The following is a 17,675-nucleotide window of genomic DNA, read 5'->3' as shown; positions in this document are numbered from 1 at the left end:
TTATCGGTTCCCGGCGGCGTGCGCTTCATGGCGTCTCCTGCGCGATCAGCGCGCGCAGCAGGGTGATCACCTGGTCAACTTCTTGCGGGGTGAGTGCGCCGTCCTTCGCCCACTGCACGCGCCCGGCCTTGTCCAGCACTACGATGGTGGAGCTCTCCTCCGGCAGCCGCCAGGCCATGCGCCCCAGCCCGTCGCTGTCGACGATGAATTGCGCCCAGGGGTAATGCCGTTTGTTTTTCTCGATCTTGCCGCGCACGAAGAAGCCGGAGCCCGGTATCGCGTCGTCGGTGTTGACGATGGTGGTCGGCTGGAAGCGATCGCCCGGCAGGTTCGCATCCTTAACGGCGTTGATCAGCTGCGAGTTCTTCTTTTTGGCGGAGGTGCGCCCGGCGATGTACTGGATCACCCGCACCTTGCCCGCCAGTTTTGCGCTGTTCCACGGCCGGTAGCTGAAATCGCCGTTGCGCAGCAGCAGCTCGCCGCGATCGGCGATGGCGATCGGCGCCACCGGCCGGCCATGCACGAAGTTATGCGCAGATGCCGTCAGCGGCGACAGCAGCAGCGCAAGGGTCAGCAAGCGACGTAACGTCATCATGGCTCCGTGCAACCCGCTTATCTGCCCGCCGCGATGGCCGGCTGGGAAAACGACAGCGGAAAACGCGCCAGCAGCAGCTCCAGGCGCTGGCGGATGTCGATATCCAGGATCGCCGGCCGATCATAGATATCGCCGCCGGCCAGCTTGTCCGCCACCATCACGTCATGCCGGTCGCCCATCAGGCCGTTAATCGCCGCCAGGAAGCGCGAGATCTGCCGGGCCTCGCGGTTGTCGGGATCGATCGATCTCAGCGTGTCATAGAACGAGACCTGGCGGCTGACGATTTTGCGCACGTCATGGAACTGATGCCCGGTCAGCGCTGGGCCGGCGATCAGCGTTTGCAGCTGGCGCATTTGCTCCTGGCGGTAGGTGATAAAGCCCTGTGCGCTTTCCAGCCGGGTGTGGCGCAGCGCATAGCGCACGTAAGACCACACCGGCTTGCTGAGCAGCAGCCGCAGCAGGTTGCCGTACAGCGTCAGGTTCTTCTGGTTGCCGTTGCGAAACGCGTCCTGAAAATGGCCGAGCACCACGGTAGTGGTGTGGAACAGGCGGTTGGCGCGGTGGGGGGCGCCGTACAGCTGCTGGGCGAAGCGCAGGTGCTTATAGCGGGCGCGGATATATTTGTAGCGCATGCGGGTAGCCGCCGCCAACTGCGGGTCTTGCAGAAAACCGTTCACCAATTGCAGCAGCTCGCGGCGGGAAAAGCCGTCTTCCCAAAACTGCAGGCACAGCGCGTAGTTGTCCCGAATGCTCTCGGGGGAGCATTCCAGATCAATCTGCTGCGGCAGGCTGATATTCGCCTCAACCAGGTCGTCCTCTTCCACCGCGACAAACAGCGCCTGGGTGGTTTCGGCTGAGAACTTTTTCCAATTATTGCTAGCGGTCATTGATTACTCTCTTTGGGCACATTCAGCCCCAACATAAAGCGATTGCGGTAGGCGCCGATCGTCGGTATCAGGGATAACAGAACGTCTAAACATTGCCCAAGTAAATAAGCGAAGGCGGCGCCCTGTACGCCGAAGGCATACGCCATCGACACCAGCAGCGCAATGTAGGCCGCCGAGGCCGTCGCCTGCGCGATCAGGAAGGCGCGCTGTTTGCCCGCCATAAACAGTAAGGATTCCTGCGGGAAGCCCATCATGGAGACGATGATCGCGCCCAGCATGATTTGAATCAGGTCATAGGCTTCCAGGTATTGCTGCCCGAATACCGCGGAAATAAGCGGCTTGCCCACCAGCAACATCAACACCGCAACGGCCAGGCCGATGCCGCCGGCCAGCAGCGAAGAGCGCAGGCCGAGCAGCCACGGGGTCTTGGTGCGCGGATCCAGGCGCATGATCTCGGGATAGAAGCTTTTCTCCAGCAGCTTGGCCGGGGTGCCCGTCGCATCGAAGAAGGTCATGGCGATCTTGAACAGCCCGGCGGCGGCCGGGCCGAGCACCACGCCCACCAGCACGGTGGTGCAGGAGTTGCGGGCGGCCCAGATGGTATGGGCGATGTTGGTGGTCCAGACGAAGTTCCAGGCGCCCTCGATGCGGCGCGCGACGTTGAACAGGCGCGGCCTCAGCGCGCCATGGATATCGCGGCGGCGCAGCTCGCGCGCGGTGAACCACCAAAACAGCGTGCCGCCGATCAGGTTAGAGGCGTACCAGGTGACGATAAAGCCGGGGAACCCCAGATCGAAATAATAGGAGATGACGCTGCCCACCGCCTGCAGGAACGGTTTGATCGCCTGCTGGATGGCGATTAAATCGAAGCGGTTGAAGGCGCGCAGCACGCCGGTCGGCGTGGACGAGGTCATCGATGGGATCAGGGTGCAGTACAGCATGGCGAGCCAGAAGCTTTCGCTGTCCAGCCCCAGAGCGTGAGACAAGAACGGCAGCATGATCATGCCGCCCAGCACGGCGATGACGCCGCTGGCGATATCCAGGCCGAAGGAGAAGGCGACGACGTCGCGGAAGCGCCCGGTATTTTGATGCTCCAGCGCCGGAGTGCCAAATTGCACCACAAACTGCCAGGTCTGGAATTTGATGAAATCGCTGACCGCTTTGGTATAGGCCTGAATCACCACCAGCACGCCGAACATTTCAGGCGACATGCCTTTACCGGCGCAGGAGAGCGCCAGCAGGCCGAGCAGCGCGCTGGCGACGCTGCCGGAGCCCAGGTAGGCGGCATTACGTAAAATGGAACGAAACGCGCCGTCGGAAAACCACCGTTTCATAGCCCAAACCAGCCGTTATCGTTGTTTTGCTGCATTTTGTATTCCGCAGTCATGCGTTTGCCCTGTATTCGTTTAATAAACCTGAGTTTCTTTACCGGCGTTCTCGCCGGGTTGCCCGAGATCGCTCTGCGGGCGCTTCGCGGGGTTCACCACGGCGGAAATGGCGTTGAGCGCATTGCTCAGCACCTCGTCGTAAGGGGCTCTGGCGTCCAGCTCGATGATGCGCGAGCCGTTGTATTGCAGGCGCACCATGGCGGCGATCTTGTCTTTCAGCTCTTCGTAACTGTGATCGGGCTTGCGGGAAAAGGCCGTATCGACGTCGATATCAAGGCGAATGATCAGCTCCGGCCGATAGACGGCCATGCGTTGATATAAACGGCGTTCGCGCGCCGCCAGTCGGCTTAATAGCCACCCTTTTGCACGCTCCACGCCGATGCCGGGCCCATCGTAGTAAAAACCTGAGATTTCCGCCTGCGGGTAGCGATCGCTGATCACCAGAACGCCGCTCTGCGCCAACCGCCGCACCTTGCGCAGGTTGGATGCGCGCCACAGCGAAAAGCCGTACATGATCAGCGCCGCCCACAGCGCCGGCGGCCTGTTGCTCATGCGCTGGGTTTTGTCGGATTTGGCCGCCAGGCGCCGTTCCAGCCACACGCCGATGAACGGCAAACGCTTGATTTTGTCGCCGTCTTCGCCGGAGATCAGCCCCAAATAGCGCCGCTCCGTGGGGCGATGTTGCTGCAGGTTTTTCACCAGGTCGGCGGTCAGCGTGGACTTGCCCGTGCCGTCGCTGCCCACCACGGCAATCAGCCCGGTGATGCAGGTGGGAGAGGTATCCTGTTCGGCGGTGAGTTTATTTTTTTTCATCTGTTTCGGTACGGAAAGGTTATTTGTCGGCTAGGCATTGGCGGCCCTCAGCGATATTTTAACGGCGCGCAGCGATGCGTCGAAAATACGGTCGGCCGGTTCGCGGCCGTCTAAATCCAATATGTTAGCGCCGTTAAACGTCAGGTGCGGGATGACGGCGATCTTTTCACGCAACGCCGCCAGCGAGTGATCGGGTTTGCGTGAATAGGCCGTTTGTTCGTCAATATCCAGCCGAATTAATAATAAGGGCTGATAAGACGCCATCCATTGGTACAGGTTTTGTTCGCGCTTTCTCAGCCAGCGGATCCAGCGATTGCCGCCGGCGGTTTTCGCCAGCTGCGGGCCATCGAAACGAAACCCCGCCACTTCGGCTTGCGGATAACGATCGGTGATCAGTAATGCGCCGCTGCGGCTTTTCTTCAGCATGCGACGGAATTTATAAACGCGCCAATAGGAGAGTAAAAATATCACCAGCGCCGTGGCATTATCCGGCGGTGTGGAAGGGCGCTCATGCACGCGTTCCGATTTCTTCAGCAAATAACGCCCGAAGGGCGCGCCAATAATCGGCAGCGAACTGATCCATTCGCCAATACGCCCGGAAGACTGGCCGAGATACAGCAGTTCGGCAGGTTCTTGTGCCGATAAAGCGTTGACCAGGCTGGCGGCTAACGTGGATTTTCCCGAGCCGTCACAGCCGGTTATCGCTATTACGCGCACGGGCGAGCGATCAGATGAAGGTCTTATCTGCTGACTCACAATAATTGATCCAATGCGAAAAAAACTATTGTATTCCAATACGCCTTGGGTTCAAGATATTTATTGTGATTTGCTGCGATAAAATAATGAGATCGGTATTCTTTTTCGTTATTTGAATTGATATTCATGGCGTTTGTTCTTGTTATTTTGTGCTAATTGTTCGTGCGTGGGCTGGTTTCGCTTTTTATGTTAATTCTCGGCATGGCTCACGGCGAAAAAAGAGCAGAGGTTTTCAATTTTCGCTTAATCTTTTGTGCTTTTTGGCGCTGCGTATGGCAAATTTTTTTTCACGCAGCCACCGCGGCAATGATAAGCGATCGTTCGCTTCAAATATGGCACGCCGTTTCTGGTGTATTGAAAGAGAGTCTTATTATGAGTGCAAAATTTCCGCCGCTGATTGCGGTTATCGGCAGCGACGGATCGGGTAAGTCCACCGTTTGTGAACATCTGATCGAGTATGTGAAACATTATGGCCCGGCGGTGCAGGTGCATCTGGGCAAACAGGCGGGCAACGTCGGGCGCGCGGCGGCGAAATTGCCGCTGCTCGGGCGCTCGGTGGGCAAGGCTATCGAGAGCAATACCAAAAAAGTCAAAACGAAAAAATCCCGGATTGGCCTGTTGCCGTCGGCGGTGATCATCGCTTTCGTGGGGCGGCGGCTGCTGCGTTTTCGCCGCATGCTGGCGTATCGCCGGCAAGGGTTCATCGTGTTGACCGACCGTTTTCCGCAGGCGCAGATCCCTGGCGCTTACGACGGCACGGTTTTTCCCGTCGACGTTGAAGGCAGCCGTTTCGTCCGTTGGCTGGCGGCGCGTGAACGGGCGGCGTTCCAATGGATGGCGGGGCAAAAACCGGATCTGGTGCTCAAGCTGAATGTCAGTCTGGACGTGGCCTGCGCGCGCAAACCCGATCACCGCAAAGCGGCGCTGGAGAAGAAGATCGCCGTCACGCCGCTATTGACGTTCGAAGGCGCCGACATCGTGGATCTCGATGCCGATCGGCCGATCGAGGAGGTGCTTTCGGCGGCGGAAAAAGCCATCGCGGAATTTATGGCGGCGCAGGGGTATCGCTATTCGGCTGATGGGGTATCAACGGCTGCGCACTGAGGTGCGCATCGATTCGGCAGGGCGGCGTGGCCATTTTCGGCACCGCCGCCGCGGCCGAGAAGGAAAGGCTTTATTTTTTCAGCGCCGCAAAGGCGCGCACGATGGTGTCGATTTCTTCATCGCTGTGCGCGGCATTGACGCTGCAGCGCAGCAGGGTCACGCCCGCCGGCGCGGCCGGTGGCAGCACCAGGTTCACATAGACGCCGTGGGCGATCAGCTCGCGCCAGAAACGCAACCCTTCTTCCTTTGAACCGATCATGACCGGCACCACCGGGCTGATGCGCGGCCCCAGGGTATAGCCCAGCTCGGCGAGGCCGTGGTACAGGCGGTGCGCATTGCTCCACAGTTTTTCCCGCAGCTCGGGATGGCGGGCGATTTTTTGCAGCGCCGTGCGCACCGAAGCGATGCTGGACGGCGACGGCGAAGCGGTAAAGATATACGGCCGGCTGCTGTAGCGCAGCACGTCCATCCCCTTGCCGCCGACGGCGAAGCCGCCGATCGAAGCCAGGCTTTTGCTGAAGGTGCCCAGGATGATATCCACGTCTTGCTCGACGCCCAGCGCTTCGGCCAGGCCGCGGCCGTGCTCGCCCATTACGCCGAAGGAGTGCGCTTCGTCGACCAGCAGATACCCGCCCAATCGCCGCTTGATGTCGACGATTTCCACCAGCGGGGCGACGTCGCCCAGCATGCTGTAGATGCCTTCCACGATAATGATCGCTTCGCGGGCGCGTTCGCCCAGGCGCACCATGCGGCGCTCCAGATCGGCGGCGTCATTGTGGCGGAAGCGAATAATTTCCGCGCCGCCGAGGGCGCAGGCGTCGTAAATGCTCGCGTGGCTGTCCGCGTCGATCAGCACCACGGCACCCGGTCCCGCCAGCGTGCTGATGACGCCCAGGTTGGCGGTATAGCCGGTGGAGAACACGATGGCGCTCGGGCGATCGAAGAATTCCGCCAGCTCCCGTTCCAGCGTCAGGTGCGATCCGTAACTGCCGTTCGCCATGCGCGAGCCGGTGGTGCCGGTGCCGAGCGCGGCCAGAGCCGCCTGGCCGGCGGCGATCGCCTGCGCATCGAACGTCAGGCCAAGGTAATTATTGGTGCCGGCGAGGACAATCTTTTGATCGCCGATGCGCCCCTGGGTGGCGGAATACACTTCGTCGATACAGGTGCCGAACGGATTCAGACCGGACGTTTGAAATTGTTCACGGTCATTGGCGAGCCGCGCAAACTTATCATACAGTCCCATGGTTTTTCTCCAGATAAGGGCGCAGCGCGTCAAGCAGTTGCTCAGGCGTTCTGACATCAAGCAATATATTGATAGGAATGGAGATATCTAATTCATCTTCCAGCATCATCAGCAGATCCAAGACTCTGATGGATTCCAGGCCAAGATCATTGACGAGATCGCTATCAGGTTTTATTTCCACTCCGCCTTCGACGATACCTTGCAAACACGTCAGGATATAATCCATTACAGCATCGCGATTTAGCATAAGAACGTTGACACACCTCTACTTGGAATAATTAAAACAGCCCTTCACGCAGCGCGCGTTCCAAACTCACCTGTGGAAACCAATTAATCTGTTGCGACAGCGCCTGATTACTGGCGGACCAGTCGCGATGCGTTAATTCGCGTATTTTGCTGCGCGTCAGCATCGGCTCTTTTTTTACCAGGCGGTTCCACACCACGCTGATATCCGCCAGGGCTTTCAGCAGCGGCAGCGGAATGCCCACCAGACGCACCGGCCCGTGACGCACGGCGGCGCCGATGTCCCGCAGGCGCAGCCAGTTATAGCCTTCGGCCACGCCGTCGCACAGTTCGTAAATATTCGGCTGCGCGGGTTCGGTCTGCACCCATTGGCTGACCGCCTTTGCCAAATCGCTCACGTGCAGAAAAGAGAGCCTGGCGTCAGGCGCGCCCAGCCGGGGCAGCACGCCGCGCAGCAGGCCGTTGAACAGCGGTTTCAGCTCTTTATCGCCGGGCCCGTAAACCGCCGTTGGGCGGAAAATCCCCAGCGCGATATCGCCCGTGGCGGCGATGAGTTGCTGCTCGGCGGCCTGTTTTGAATGGGCGTACCAGGACAGCGCCGGATGGCGGGCCGCCAGCGACGACATGAACAAGAAGCGATTGCAGCGGCCGTTCTGTTTGGCCGCCTGCATCAAATTCAGGCTGCCTGTGACGTTGCAGCGGGTGAACACCGCTTCCGCATGCCCGCGCACCTGGCCCGCACAATGCACGACGCACTCCGCGCCGCGCACCAATTCGGTGAGCGAGGGCCGATCTTCCAGCGCGCCGGGGATCCACTGCAGGTTGTCTGCGGCGGCTTTTCCGGCTTGCCGCGTCAGGGCGCGCACGCTAAACCCTTGCGCCAGCAGTTCCTGGACGATATGCCGGCCGATAAAGCCGGTCGCGCCCGTCACTGCCACGGTGCCGCTCATTGCGCGAAACCGGCCAGCTGCGGCATTTGCGGGTAGAGCGAAGCGCTCAGCCAGCGTTTCTTGGCCTCCGCGCGCGCGGGTTTGCCCGACGACGTGCGGGGAATGCTGTGCGGCGGCAGCAGCTCGATGTCCACCGCGATGCCGAACTCGCTTTGAATGCGCGCGCTCAGCGAATGCACGATTTGTTCACGGCGTTCTTCCGAACTGACTCGACACTGGATCTGCAAAATGATCCTGGCCGCTTCGTCGTGTTCTTCGGTCACGAAGGCAATCGCATCGCCGGAACGGATTTCCGGTTCGGATTCCGCGACGTACTCAATATCCTGCGGCCAGATATTGCGGCCGCGAATAATGATCAAATCCTTCTTGCGGCCGGTGACGTACAGATAGCCGTCCAGCAGATAGCCGAGATCGCCGGTGTCCATCCAGCCGGTCACCTGGATCTGCTGCTGGGACTCATCGTCGCAGAAATAGCCGTTCATCAGGCTGGGGCCGGAAATCGTGATATGGCCGACCTGACGTTCCGGCAGCGGTTGCCCGGTTTCGCTGCGGATCTCGATGCGGTGGCCGGGCAGCGCACGGCCGCAGTTGACGAAGGTCGAGACGGCGCGGGTCTTCTTGCCCGGCGCGACCGCTTTACCCTCGTATTCCAAAATATCGCGGTCGACCTCGTTGGTTTGCGGGCCGGAGCAAGGGTCGGAAAAACTCACCGCCAGGGTGTTCTCGGCCAGGCCATAGCACGGCATGAAGGCTTTACTGTCGAAGTTGATGCTGCTGAAGTGTTCGCCAAACTGGGCGAGCAGCTCGGCCGGGATCGGCTCGGCGCCCACGCCCGCAACCCGCCAGCTGGAAAGATCCAGATCGGCCAGCTCTTTGGCGTTGCTGCGGCGTAGACACAGATCGTAGCCGAACGGCGGGGCGACGGACACCGTGCCGCGATTCTTGGCGATCAGTTTCAGCCACTGCATCGGGCGCATGGCGAAATCTTGCGTGCGCAGGTAGTCGACGGACAGCTGGGTCGCCACCGGCGTAAGCAGGAAACCGACCAGGCCCATATCGTGATAGAAGGGCAGCCACGAAACGCAGCGGTCGCCGGCGCGCAACTTGATCCCGTCGCGACTGATCGCGTTCAGGTTCGCCATGGCCGCCCGCTGGGTAATGATCACGCCGCGCGGAAAGCGGGTGCTGCCCGAGGTGTATTGGAGATAGGCGATATCGTCGGGCGAAGGCGCCGGCAACGCGATTTCCGGTTCTGGCAAGGCGTTAAAGTCCGCGTCGCTGAGGATGTGCATCGCCGACGTGTTTTCCGTGGCCGACGCGATGAGCGGTGTCCACTCTTCGCTGCTGATGATCGCCGCGGGGTTGCAGCTGGCGATCAGCCCTTTCAGTTTGGCGGTGTAGGAGTCGCGCTGGCCAACGCCCATCGGGATCGCCAACGGCACCGCCACCAGGCCGGCATATTGGCAAGCGAAAAAGGCTTCGACGAAGCCCGGGCTGGTTTCGGCGATAAGCGCCACGCGATCGCCTTTCTTGAGCTTGAGGGACAATAAACGCCGCGCGCCCGCGATCGCTTTTTGCTGCAGCGTGCGATAGTCGAGAACGGTCACGAGTTGATTGCGACGGTCGTAAAAATTCATTCCCGTATTACCGAGTGCCGCGTAATCCAACGCGTCCACTAACGTGGGGAAGTCCGCATAGCGCATGGGAAGAGAATGAACGGAACTTGTTTCAGACATAGACAAACTTAGCCATAGATTAAAAATCACCAAAAGAGAGAAATCACTCTTGGCGAGGTAATTGATGTTTTACTATGAATAGGTTTTGAATAAGTTTGTTATTCAACCATCTTCATTCCGCGAACAGCGTATATTGCCGTGCTCGAGCGGCATGCCGGTTATTAACCGGGCAGAGCGTAAGTAGCCCGAGTCATCAGCCTTGAGCGGCACCCTGGCGAGATATGAGAGACTATTGTAATATCCGGACTTCGCCGTTCTTTAGTCTGCATCTGTCGGGCAGGAAATAACTGTCGGCTCATAGGTTATGACCTCATGCATGGCTATCTTGGAACTTAAACACTTCCTAAACAGTATGCCGCAAGAAATTCAAAAGTGAACGATTCATTTAAGGCTAATCTTAAAAATAGCATTAAGTGGTAAAAATGGCGGCGCACCTCCTGATTAAAGTCGGTACACTAAAAGCGGCGAGTTTCTTTTACCATAACAGCACGAAATAATAAAAGAGCACTATTAGCGTAGCCTGGCTGCGCCGCTTTCTGTTTCCTTTTTTTATCAATTATGGACATCACAGGGTGAATGTCAGGCAACACGTTGCTGATTCGCCGAGGGGGAATATTCGGTTTTTCTTATCAGTGAGCCGGAGGCAATACACAATTCAATAAAAGGCAACAGCATAAAAAATGCTAAAGGCGTTGTCGCGTGCTTATTTAATTATTTTATTAAAACGTAAGGCTATTTATGATCCGTATTGAGAAAGTTCTGGATAAACGCGAACTTAAAGAATTTATTGCTTTCCCCTCGCAACTGTTTCGCGATGATCCGAACTGGATTGAGCCGCTGCATGTAGAGCGCGAAGAGCACCTGTCAAAGAAGAATCCCGGGACCGACCATATTGAATGGCAGGCATGGGTGGCCAAAAAACAGGGCAAAGTGGTTGGACGCATCACTGCGCAAATCGATTCTCTGCACCGGGAGCTGCATGGTGAGGATACCGGCCATTTCGGCATGATTGACGCCGTTGACGATCCCGCCGTGTTCAGCACCTTATTCACGGTAGCGGAGGAGTGGCTGAGGTCGAAAGGCGCGCGTAAAATCACCGGGCCATTCAGCCTCAATATCAATCAGGAAAGCGGCCTGTTGGTCGAAGGGTTCGATACCCCGCCTTCCGCCCTGATGACGCACGCGAAACCTTACTACGCGGCCCAGATAGCGCAGCAGGGCTACAGTGGAGGGATTGATTTGCTTGCCTATTGGATGAAAAGAACCGACCTGCATTTTTCGCCGTCGTTAACCCGGATGATGGATCAGGTGCGTAAAAAGGTGACCGTCCGCCGTCTCAATCGCAAGCGCTTTCGCGAGGAGATGCAGGTGCTGCGCGAGGTGTTCAACTCCGGGTGGCAACATAACTGGGGGTTTGTCCCGTTCACCGAGCACGAGTTCGCCACCATGGGGGATCAGCTGAAGTTCCTGGTGCCCGACGATATGATCCATATCGCCGAGGTGGATGGCGCCCCCTGCGCCTTTATCGTCGGTCTGCCGAACATTAACGAAGCGATTGCCGATCTGCAGGGGCGTTTATTGCCGTTCGGCTGGGCGAAGCTATTGTGGCGCCTGAAAGTCAGCGGCGTGCGCACCGCGCGCGTGCCGTTGATGGGCGTACGCCAGGAATATCAATTCAGCCGCATCGGGCCCATTATTGCGCTGCTGCTGATTGAGGCGCTGCGCGAGCCTTTCGCGAAGCGCAATATCGACGCGCTGGAAATGTCGTGGATCCTGGAAACCAATACCGGCATGCGGACGATTTTAGAACGCATCGGCGCGGTGCCGTACAAGCGTTACCGCTTGTACGAGAAAACGCTTTAAGCGGCTGATATCGCGTCCCCTTTTTACGCTCCCAGAATAATAACCGCGCCAGGGCATTTTCGGGCGGTGGCGTTTCAGGAGCAGGGGGACGGCGAGTGAGTGAATGCATCGTTTCCTGAAAGAGAACGGTTAAGGTTTTTAATTAATAAACTCGAGATAAATTCACGCTGCGTGATTTATTTGCGAGTGACTGTCGCAGTTTTGACGAGAGCTGATTGTATGCCTGTGGAAAAGAAAAAAGGAATAAGCCGATTAACCTACAGCATTAGGAATTCCTGGGCCGGGTTTATTGATGCTGTGCTTACCGAAGATGCGTTCCGCCAATTATTGGTTATTAACGCCATTTTACTGGTTGTTACATTTGGTTTAGATATTACAAATATAGAAAGGCTGTTATTAATCACCTGCAGTTTTCTGCTATTGGTGGTTGAGCTGCTTAATACGGCGATTGAAACCGTGGTCGATCGCATTTCGCTGGAATTGCATCCGTTATCCAAACGCGCCAAAGATTTGGGCGGCGCAGCGCAGCTGGTAGCCGTGGTGATGACTATCATTATTTGGGGAATGGTGCTGCTGGGGCGATAGGGGCTTGGGTGGTTCAACCACCCAGTCGGTGAACGTGGCGATATAAGCGGTTATCATCGCTGTTTTGCGTCTTCTGCCATTTTCAGCAAGGAGAGTTGGTCGTTATGCCCGTGAATTTTGATCTCAACGATCTCTATGCGTTTCGCGCGCTGGTGGAGTACGGCAATTTTCGGCTGGCCGCAGAGTCCATCTGCCTGTCGCAGTCGGCGCTGAGCCGCAGGATTGAGAAGCTGGAAAACGCGCTGGGTAGCAAACTGTTCGATCGTACCACCCGGCGCGTGACCTTGACGCTGTACGGGCAGGCCTTTGCCGAGCGTTCGGATCAGCTGCTGATGAACGTCGAAGCGGTGTTGGCCGATATCGACAAGGTCAGCCAGGAGCGTACCGGGCTGGTTACCGTCGCCACGGTGCCCTCGGCGGCTTACTATTTCATGCCCGACGTGATACGCCGTTTCCGGCTGCGCTATCCGCGCGTGCGCGTCAAGCTGATCGACGGCAGCGCAGGTAATGTCATCGAGGCGGTCACCGGCGGCCAGGCCGATTTCGGCATCTGCTTCGCCGGGCGGCTGCAGCCTAATCTTGAATTTGTGCCGTTGGTGGGGGACGTCTACGTGGCTGCCTGCCGGCGCGACCATCCGCTCGCCGCTAAAAAGAGCCTCACCTGGCAAGAGTTCTATCAGCAGGATTACGTCTCGCTGGATAAAACCTCCGGCAATCGCAATCTGCTCGATCAGCGCCTGGAACACCTCGTGCCGGAACGCCCCAGCGTGTGTGAAACTCGCCATGTGACGACCATGCTGGGCATGGTTGAGGCGGGCATCGGCATTGCCGCCGTGCCCGCCATGTCGATGCCCACTTCAGAGCACTCGGTGTTGACGTCGGTATCGCTGGTCGATCCGGTGGTGAAACGTACCGTGGGTCTCATCAGACGCGGCGGCCGCATGCAGTCTTTCGTCGCCGCCGAGCTGGAAAAGCTGATTACTGAACAGTATCACTCTGCCTGACCGGCTGCGGCGCCGGTACGGTTCGCATGCCGGTCGCGCGAATGGTCGGCTGCGCCTGAGAGGAGGCGAGGAAGTTCAGCAGCGCTTTGCCTTCGCGGCGGTGCTCCGCCTTGGCGGTTACCGCGCCCGCGAAGCGGGTGATGTACTGCACGTTTTCCGGCAGCTCGCCGATAAAGGTCACGCCCGCCACGGGCAGCAATTCGCTGACCTGCTGGAAGCCCAGCGCGTATTTCCCCTGCGCTACTTCAGAGGCCACCGGAATGCGCTCAACCTTATGTGCTTTCCCTTTCACCTGTTCCTCGATGCCCAGCTTTTTGAACAGTTGGCCGCTGACATAGCGGCCGCTGGCGCTGTCGGAATAGGCGAAAGAGTTCGCCTGCAGCAAGACATTGCGCAGGTCGGCATCCGTTTTTATCACCGGCTTGGGCGCGCCCTGTTTGACCACCATGCCGATCGGCGAATCGGCCAGCTCCACGCGCGAACCCGGCTGGGTCCAGCGCTCTTTTTCCAGTTGGGTGAGCGCGTCGCCCACCATGATCAGCACATCGGCTTGCTCTCCGCGCGCCAGCCGCGCGGGGATCGCCTGCGGCGTTTTGCCCATCGAGGGGCCGGACACCAGAATGATTTTGTCGCCGCTTTGAGCTTCATATTCCGGAGCCAGCTTCTCTAGTGCGGCTTTGAAGCCGCCGGAGATCATGACGGTCACGTCTTTGGCCAGCGCCGCCGTACTGCAGGAGGCGCACACCAGCGCGGCGAGGATCGAACGAGTGAGTTTTTGCATGGCATCATTCCTTTTGAGATGGCGGCTTAGCGCGCGGTTTGCAGCGGCATGGCGATGCGGCGATACATATACAGCGTCGCCAGCAGGGCGCACAGCGCGGCGAAGCTCATCCAGTAGCCCGGTGAAGCCTTGTCGCCGGTGTATTCGATCAACGCGGTGGAGACCACCGGCGTAAAGCCGCCGAACACCGCCGTCGCCAGGCTGTAGGCCAGCGAGAACCCGGCCACCCGCACTTCCGTTGGCATGATCTCCGTCAACGCCGGGATCATGGCGCCGTTGTAGAGGCCGTAAATGAAGGACAGCCACAGCAGCACGGCCAGCATCATGCCGAAGCTGGGGGCGGCGGCGAGCAGGCTCAGCGCCGGGTAGGCGGTGGCCAACGTCAGCAACGTCATGGCGACCAGCACCGGTTTGCGGCCGAAACGGTCCGACAGCGCGCCGCCGATGGGCAGCCAGATGAAGTTAGAGATCGCCACCAGCAGGGTGACCAGCAAGCTGTCGGAGGCGCTGAGCAGCAGCACCTTTTTGCCGAAGGTTGGCGCATAGACGGTGATCAGGTAAAACGCGGTGGTGGTCATGGCGACCATCAGCATGCCGGCGATCACCACCGGCCAGTTTTTCAGCAGGGTTTTAAACACGTCGCGCATCGCCAGGTGGTGACGGCGAGCGGTAAATTCCTGCGTCTCTTCCAGCTTGCGGCGCAGGAAAAAAATGAAGGGAACGATCAGGCAGCCGAACAGGAAAGGCAGGCGCCAGCCCCATTCGCGAATGGCGCTTTCTTCCAGCGCCGCATTGAGCGCGAAGCCCATGGCCGCCGCCACCATGATAGCTACCTGCTGGCTGCCGGACTGCCAGCTGGTGTAGAAGCCTTTACGGCCCGGCGTGGCGATTTCGGCCAGATAGACGGACACGCCGCCCAGCTCCGCGCCCGCCGAGAAGCCTTGCAACAGACGCCCGCACAGCACCAGCAGCGGCGCCCAAAGCCCGATGCTCTGGTAAGAGGGGATCAATACGATCAGGAAGGTGCCTGCGGCCATGATCGACAGGGTGACGATCAGCCCTTTGCGGCGGCCGACTTTATCGATGTAAGCGCCCAGCACGATGGCGCCGATCGGGCGCATCAAAAAGCCCGCGCCGAATACCGCGAAGGTCATCATCAGCGAGGCGAACTCGCTGCTGGCCGGGAAAAAGGTGTGTGCGATGTAGGTAGCGTAAAAGCCGAACAGGAAAAAATCGAACTGCTCTAAAAAGTTGCCGGAGGTGACGCGCAGTATCGCGCCGGTTCTGGCCCGGGTGGTCATGGGTGAGGTAGAGGAATGCATCTTTATCTCCAGTTTGTTATTGGCGCTTGACGCCGCGCCTGTTGCTGAAGACTCGCTCAGGAAAATAAAGTAAATAAGCGCAATAAACGCATGGCGCGATGCGTTTGACGCATCAGTCGGCGTTAACAATGTTGCCTAACCCGATGTAACGTGGCGTTAACAAGTTTGTCGCTCATCGCCCGCTGCGCAGAACGCCGAAAACGTTATGCGCTTTTTGTGACAGGGTTCATAAAGGGGCGGCGGGGAAGCGCCCCGTGCCTCTGAACGATTATTCGATACCGCGCGTAAAAAGGTGAATGCCGCGCACTGCGTTTGCAAAATGCGTGGATGTACGTTCAGCCTTGCAGTAACAACGCGTGCCTTTGCATGCCATCCCAGCGCCTCTCTGCTATAGCTTTACATCTATATAGCTATTGATCTATATTTTAGGGAGGCCCCGTGTGGGAAATTAAAACAACGGATGCATTTGATCATTGGTTCAGATCACTCAGCGATGCAGACCGGGCCTGCGTGCTTGCTGCATTGATGGTCCTGCGGGAAAAAGGGCCCGGCTTGCCCAGACCCTATGCCGATACGGTTAAAGGCTCGCGTTACAGCAACATGAAAGAGCTGCGTATTCAGAGCCGTGGCGAACCGTTGCGGGCATTCTTCGCCTTCGATCCGTACCGCGTCGGCATGGTGCTTTGCGCGGGCAATAAAGCGGGCGATGAAAAACGTTTTTACGATCGAATGCTGCAGATTGCCGATCGGGAATTCACGAATTGGCTGAACACACTAAAAGAGAAGGAGTGACGCGATGGGCAGAACGCTGGAACAGCTTATTGCGGAGGAAAAGCCCGAGGTCGTGGCCGAAGCGCAGGCAATGGCGACGGACATTATGCTGAACATCCATCTTGCCGAGCTGCGCGAGAAGGTGCAGAAAACCCAGGTTGAAATGGCACAGGCGCTGGGTATCCGGCAACCGACCGTCGCCGTGATGGAAAAACCGGGCCGCGATCTGAAACTGTCTTCGCTTAAACGCTATGTTGAGGCGGCCGGCGGCAAACTGCGCCTGGATGTCGAACTGCCGGACGGTTCGCACTACGAATTTGTGCTGTAAGCGCTAACGGCAGAAAAGCACAAAGCCCGCTCAGGTCTTCCTGAGCGGGCTTTTCTCAACCAGAGTTTCTCTGACAGGAGACGATACCTGTGCCTGTCGGAGTGGATTCAGGCGGCAGCACGCTATTTGGGCTTCTGCGCGTCGTTAAACCTAAGCACATCGATAAGCAAAGAAAAGGCCGATCCTGGGTGCTTGCGGTGTGGGTAGTAAAGATGATACCCCGGTAAGTCCGGGGTGAACTTGTCCAGCACGCGGACGAGTTTTTTCTCGTCAAGGGCGTTCTGCACCTGATCGCAAGGCAGGTAGGCCAGGCCGTGCCCGTCGAGAGCGGCGTCCAGGATCAGGTCGATGGTGTTTAACAACAGTTGGCCTTGCATGCGAACCCGAACTTCACGTCCGCCGCGCATGAGCCGCCAACGGTTGGCGGTGCCCGATGTAGGAAGATAGAGGTTAATCGCCTGATGATCGACCAGTTGCGCCACCGAGGTCGGGGTGCCTCGCCGGGCAAGATAATCCGGCGCGCCAACGATCGCCATCGGAATATCAGGCCCAATCCGCACGGCAATCATATCCTTATCCATCTCTCCCCCCAGACGGACGCCGGCATCGAAACGTTCTGCGACCACATCGCTAAGACCATAATCGATGATGAGCTGCACGTTAATTTCTGGGTGAGATTTCAGCAGCATGCGCATGGCGGGCAGCAAAAGGGTTTTAGCGGCATGCTCCACCGTGGTGATGCGTATGGTGCCGGAAGGGCGGTTGCGCAGCTCGCCCAGTGAAGTCATGACGGAATCCAGGTCTTGCAGCATGGGACCCAGGGTCGACAAGAGCTGCTCTCCGGCCTCGGTGGGCACTACGCTGCGCGTGGTGCGCGTCAGCAGACGAAACCCCAGCCGTTCTTCGATGCGGCGGACGATCTGGCTTAACGCCGACTGCGCCATGCCCAGGCGAGCCGCGGCCCGGGTGAAGCTGCGCTCCTCGGCGACCACCACAAATGCCACCAAATCGGCTATCTCATCACGTTTCATCTCTGTTTTCCGTTCGGCTGATTAATCATTTAAGTGATAGGTCTAATCATTATTTTGGGTCTAATCATCTTAATGTTCAATGTCTATAGTGAGAATCAGAAACGATGCAGTTAACCGACCACCCTGATGAGGAACCGGATGATGAACCAGAAAATCAGCTTCACGAATAGCAATAACCCAACCATCGATCTTTCCGCAGTGCTCTACTTCCCGCCGGCCTTCGACGCGGGCCGTCAGTATCCGGCCATCGTCGTTTCTCACCCGGGGGGCGGCGT

18 protein-coding genes and 1 pseudogene are annotated in these 17,675 nt (G+C 58.3%); 7 read left to right on the top strand and 12 right to left on the bottom strand.

Features of this window, described 5'->3' with window-relative positions:
* Nucleotides 1-25: 25 nt before the first annotated feature.
* The 5 genes from ACOWVD_RS15915 to ACOWVD_RS15895 form a co-directional block, all read right to left on the bottom strand.
* Nucleotides 26-592, bottom strand: coding sequence for a YtfJ family protein (locus tag ACOWVD_RS15915; protein ID WP_306377764.1), 567 nt, complete (start codon nt 590-592; stop codon nt 26-28).
* A gap of 20 nt (nt 593-612) precedes the next feature.
* Entirely contained in the window at nt 613-1,482 is an 870-nt protein-coding gene (locus ACOWVD_RS15910) for a hypothetical protein (protein ID WP_016927024.1), read from the bottom strand.
* Complete coding sequence (locus tag ACOWVD_RS15905; protein ID WP_004935553.1) at nt 1,479-2,816, bottom strand: lipopolysaccharide biosynthesis protein; 1,338 nt, start codon at nt 2,814-2,816, stop codon at nt 1,479-1,481. The genes ACOWVD_RS15910 and ACOWVD_RS15905 overlap by 4 nt, the downstream gene beginning before the upstream one ends.
* A gap of 72 nt (nt 2,817-2,888) precedes the next feature.
* Nucleotides 2,889-3,683: a hypothetical protein gene (locus ACOWVD_RS15900; RefSeq protein WP_049242475.1), complete on the bottom strand. Its 795-nt coding sequence runs from the start codon at nt 3,681-3,683 to the stop codon at nt 2,889-2,891.
* Between the two features lie 30 nt (nt 3,684-3,713).
* Nucleotides 3,714-4,439, bottom strand: coding sequence for a lipoprotein (locus ACOWVD_RS15895; RefSeq protein ID WP_033632594.1), 726 nt, complete (start codon nt 4,437-4,439; stop codon nt 3,714-3,716).
* A gap of 372 nt (nt 4,440-4,811) precedes the next feature.
* Between ACOWVD_RS15895 and ACOWVD_RS15890 the strand changes: the two genes are divergently transcribed.
* Nucleotides 4,812-5,543 carry an ATP-binding protein gene (locus ACOWVD_RS15890; RefSeq protein ID WP_015378484.1) on the top strand — a complete coding sequence of 244 codons (732 nt, stop codon included), beginning with the start codon at nt 4,812-4,814 and terminating at the stop codon, nt 5,541-5,543.
* Nucleotides 5,544-5,613: 70 nt separating this feature from the next.
* On the opposite strand, the gene spt is transcribed toward ACOWVD_RS15890, so the two are convergent.
* From spt to ACOWVD_RS15870, 4 genes are read right to left on the bottom strand one after another with little or no spacing between them, the layout of a single operon-like run.
* Nucleotides 5,614-6,786, bottom strand: coding sequence for a serine palmitoyltransferase (spt, locus tag ACOWVD_RS15885; protein WP_004935542.1), 1,173 nt, complete (start codon nt 6,784-6,786; stop codon nt 5,614-5,616).
* Complete coding sequence (locus ACOWVD_RS15880) at nt 6,773-7,033, bottom strand: acyl carrier protein (protein WP_015378483.1); 261 nt, start codon at nt 7,031-7,033, stop codon at nt 6,773-6,775. The genes spt and ACOWVD_RS15880 overlap by 14 nt, the downstream gene beginning before the upstream one ends.
* 31 nt (nt 7,034-7,064) lie before the next feature.
* Nucleotides 7,065-7,979: an NAD-dependent epimerase/dehydratase family protein gene (locus tag ACOWVD_RS15875; RefSeq protein WP_004935535.1), complete on the bottom strand. Its 915-nt coding sequence runs from the start codon at nt 7,977-7,979 to the stop codon at nt 7,065-7,067.
* Entirely contained in the window at nt 7,976-9,715 is a 1,740-nt protein-coding gene (locus ACOWVD_RS15870; RefSeq protein WP_033645743.1) for a fatty acyl-AMP ligase, read from the bottom strand. The genes ACOWVD_RS15875 and ACOWVD_RS15870 overlap by 4 nt, the downstream gene beginning before the upstream one ends.
* Nucleotides 9,716-10,453: 738 nt before the next feature.
* Between ACOWVD_RS15870 and ACOWVD_RS15865 the strand changes: the two genes are divergently transcribed.
* From ACOWVD_RS15865 to ACOWVD_RS15855, 3 genes are all read left to right on the top strand, one after another.
* Nucleotides 10,454-11,578 (top strand): hypothetical protein, encoded by a 1,125-nt coding sequence (locus ACOWVD_RS15865; RefSeq protein ID WP_049242472.1) that lies wholly within the window; start codon nt 10,454-10,456, stop codon nt 11,576-11,578.
* A gap of 219 nt (nt 11,579-11,797) precedes the next feature.
* Nucleotides 11,798-12,163, top strand: coding sequence for a diacylglycerol kinase (locus tag ACOWVD_RS15860; RefSeq protein WP_004935528.1), 366 nt, complete (start codon nt 11,798-11,800; stop codon nt 12,161-12,163).
* Nucleotides 12,164-12,267: 104 nt separating this feature from the next.
* Nucleotides 12,268-13,167, top strand: a complete 900-nt coding sequence (locus tag ACOWVD_RS15855) for a LysR family transcriptional regulator (protein ID WP_421105678.1) — start codon at nt 12,268-12,270, stop codon at nt 13,165-13,167.
* Here the strand turns inward: ACOWVD_RS15855 and ACOWVD_RS15850 are convergent.
* Both ACOWVD_RS15850 and ACOWVD_RS15845 read right to left on the bottom strand, forming a co-directional pair.
* The gene (locus tag ACOWVD_RS15850) at nt 13,142-13,948 is read right to left on the bottom strand and encodes a substrate-binding domain-containing protein (protein ID WP_421105677.1); all 807 of its coding nucleotides are present in this window, start codon (nt 13,946-13,948) and stop codon (nt 13,142-13,144) included. The genes ACOWVD_RS15855 and ACOWVD_RS15850 overlap by 26 nt on opposite strands.
* Nucleotides 13,949-13,974: 26 nt before the next feature.
* The gene (locus ACOWVD_RS15845; RefSeq protein WP_049242466.1) at nt 13,975-15,270 is read right to left on the bottom strand and encodes an MFS transporter; all 1,296 of its coding nucleotides are present in this window, start codon (nt 15,268-15,270) and stop codon (nt 13,975-13,977) included.
* A 438-nt stretch (nt 15,271-15,708) separates the two neighbouring features.
* Here ACOWVD_RS15845 and ACOWVD_RS15840 point away from each other — a divergent pair, with 438 nt between their 5' ends.
* On the top strand, nt 15,709-16,062 hold the full coding sequence (locus tag ACOWVD_RS15840; protein ID WP_015378478.1) for a type II toxin-antitoxin system RelE/ParE family toxin: 354 nt from the start codon (nt 15,709-15,711) through the stop codon (nt 16,060-16,062).
* A 4-nt stretch (nt 16,063-16,066) separates the two neighbouring features.
* Entirely contained in the window at nt 16,067-16,369 is a 303-nt protein-coding gene (locus tag ACOWVD_RS15835) for an XRE family transcriptional regulator (RefSeq protein WP_004935502.1), read from the top strand.
* A gap of 122 nt (nt 16,370-16,491) precedes the next feature.
* Here ACOWVD_RS15835 and ACOWVD_RS15830 read toward each other — a convergent pair whose 3' ends face one another.
* A complete protein-coding gene (locus ACOWVD_RS15830) occupies nt 16,492-17,400 on the bottom strand; it encodes a LysR family transcriptional regulator (RefSeq protein WP_088381767.1) in 909 nt (302 codons plus the stop codon).
* 138 nt (nt 17,401-17,538) lie between these two features.
* Here ACOWVD_RS15830 and ACOWVD_RS15825 point away from each other — a divergent pair.
* Nucleotides 17,539-17,675, top strand: a pseudogene (locus ACOWVD_RS15825) (hypothetical protein); the annotation flags it as partial.

Origin of the sequence: Serratia sp. SA088, from assembly GCF_049065515.1 — a bacterium.
In the GTDB taxonomy this organism is placed as follows: domain Bacteria; phylum Pseudomonadota; class Gammaproteobacteria; order Enterobacterales; family Enterobacteriaceae; genus Serratia; species Serratia nematodiphila.
This window is presented reverse-complemented; position numbering and strand designations above follow the sequence as displayed.

Coding starts and splice junctions, on each gene's coding strand:
- spt (WP_004935542.1), bottom strand. CDS start 6,786: ATGGGACTGTATGATAAGTTTGCGCGGCTCGCCAATGACCGTGAACAA.
- ACOWVD_RS15860 (WP_004935528.1), top strand. CDS start 11,798: ATGCCTGTGGAAAAGAAAAAAGGAATAAGCCGATTAACCTACAGCATT.
- ACOWVD_RS15875 (WP_004935535.1), bottom strand. CDS start 7,979: ATGAGCGGCACCGTGGCAGTGACGGGCGCGACCGGCTTTATCGGCCGG.
- ACOWVD_RS15845 (WP_049242466.1), bottom strand. CDS start 15,270: ATGCATTCCTCTACCTCACCCATGACCACCCGGGCCAGAACCGGCGCG.
- ACOWVD_RS15870 (WP_033645743.1), bottom strand. CDS start 9,715: ATGTCTGAAACAAGTTCCGTTCATTCTCTTCCCATGCGCTATGCGGAC.
- ACOWVD_RS15880 (WP_015378483.1), bottom strand. CDS start 7,033: ATGCTAAATCGCGATGCTGTAATGGATTATATCCTGACGTGTTTGCAA.
- ACOWVD_RS15830 (WP_088381767.1), bottom strand. CDS start 17,400: ATGAAACGTGATGAGATAGCCGATTTGGTGGCATTTGTGGTGGTCGCC.
- ACOWVD_RS15835 (WP_004935502.1), top strand. CDS start 16,067: ATGGGCAGAACGCTGGAACAGCTTATTGCGGAGGAAAAGCCCGAGGTC.
- ACOWVD_RS15910 (WP_016927024.1), bottom strand. CDS start 1,482: ATGACCGCTAGCAATAATTGGAAAAAGTTCTCAGCCGAAACCACCCAG.
- ACOWVD_RS15850 (WP_421105677.1), bottom strand. CDS start 13,948: ATGCAAAAACTCACTCGTTCGATCCTCGCCGCGCTGGTGTGCGCCTCC.
- ACOWVD_RS15865 (WP_049242472.1), top strand. CDS start 10,454: ATGATCCGTATTGAGAAAGTTCTGGATAAACGCGAACTTAAAGAATTT.
- ACOWVD_RS15915 (WP_306377764.1), bottom strand. CDS start 592: ATGACGTTACGTCGCTTGCTGACCCTTGCGCTGCTGCTGTCGCCGCTG.
- ACOWVD_RS15890 (WP_015378484.1), top strand. CDS start 4,812: ATGAGTGCAAAATTTCCGCCGCTGATTGCGGTTATCGGCAGCGACGGA.
- ACOWVD_RS15905 (WP_004935553.1), bottom strand. CDS start 2,816: ATGAAACGGTGGTTTTCCGACGGCGCGTTTCGTTCCATTTTACGTAAT.
- ACOWVD_RS15900 (WP_049242475.1), bottom strand. CDS start 3,683: ATGAAAAAAAATAAACTCACCGCCGAACAGGATACCTCTCCCACCTGC.
- ACOWVD_RS15855 (WP_421105678.1), top strand. CDS start 12,268: ATGCCCGTGAATTTTGATCTCAACGATCTCTATGCGTTTCGCGCGCTG.